Raw genomic sequence first — 1,137 nt, 5'->3', positions numbered from 1 at the left:
GCCGGCGTCGATGCAGATTCGACCTACTGTTACCTGCTGGCCGCCGAGGACCATCGTGATGGCGACACCTGGGGCGTACACCTGCTCGAGGCCGCGCAGCAGGGTCTCGCACCCGCATACACGATTGCCGATGCGGCCCAGGGGCTGCGCGCCGGACAGCGGGTCGCTTGGGGCGAGACGCCCTGCCATGGCGATGTGTTCCACATCCAGCGCCAGTGTGAGACGCTCGCCAACACACTGAAGCGGCTGGCCGTGGGGGCACGCTCGCAACGCCTGAAGCTCCAGGCGCAGTTGAGCCGGCCGGGCCGCCGTGGCCGCGCCCGGCACGACGGCCAGAGGTTGCGCCGGGCGCGCGAGGCTGAAGCGCGGACGCAGGCCCTGGCGCGCGACATCCGCACGCTCACCCAATGGCTCGGTCACGACATCCTGGCGCTGGCCGGGCCACCGCTGGCCGAGCGCGAGGCGCTGTTCGACTTCGTCGTCGAGCAGTTGCGTGAGCGCGAGCGGCTCGATTTGCGCCGCATCCGCCCGCTGCGCGTGGCGCTGCAGAACCAGCGCGATGATCTGCTCGCGTTCGCTGGCGTACTTGACGGCAAACTCGCGGCGATCGCCCAAGCTAGCGGCGTGTCCGACGAGGCCGTGCGCGCCGCATGCCTGTTGCATCGCAAGCACTCCACCTCACCCGCCTACTGGCAGGGATGGGGGCGCCTGCGTGCCGTGCTGGGCAAGGTGTTCCATGTGGTCTTCGCCGCCGTGTCAGACGCGATGAGGCACACGCCGCGTAGCAGTTCGCTCGTGGAGAACCTGAACTCGCGACTGCGCAACTACTTCACGCTGCGCCGCCATCTGGGCCCGCCATACCTCGAGCTGCTGCGCTTCTTCCTCAACCATCGGCCCTTCAGGCGCAGCCGCCGGCCTGAGCGCCAGGGCAAAAGCCCGCGCGAGCTGATGACCGGTCAGCCCCACCTGCACTGGCTCACCCTGCTCGGACTCGGGGATCTGCAACCCCATCGGGGCTGATCGTCAAAGGTCGGATCCCTCGATCTGATTCGCACTGCTTCCTTCAACGCCGTCCTCATACACGGCGGGTATCCGCTCGTCCGTGTTACCCAAAATCGGCGGTTTCTGAACCACGCC

General features: G+C 68.2%; 1 protein-coding gene. It reads left to right on the top strand.

Annotated elements, in window-relative coordinates; translation table 11 throughout:
* Positions 1 to 1,020 (top strand): hypothetical protein (locus tag CFB82_RS41580; protein ID WP_089487969.1); only part of this gene is annotated, 1,020 nt, incomplete at its 5' end.
* Positions 1,021 to 1,137 lie beyond the last annotated feature (117 nt).

The organism is Burkholderia sp. HI2714, from assembly GCF_002223085.1.
Classification (GTDB): domain Bacteria; phylum Pseudomonadota; class Gammaproteobacteria; order Burkholderiales; family Burkholderiaceae; genus Burkholderia; species Burkholderia lata_D.
This window is presented reverse-complemented; position numbering and strand designations above follow the sequence as displayed.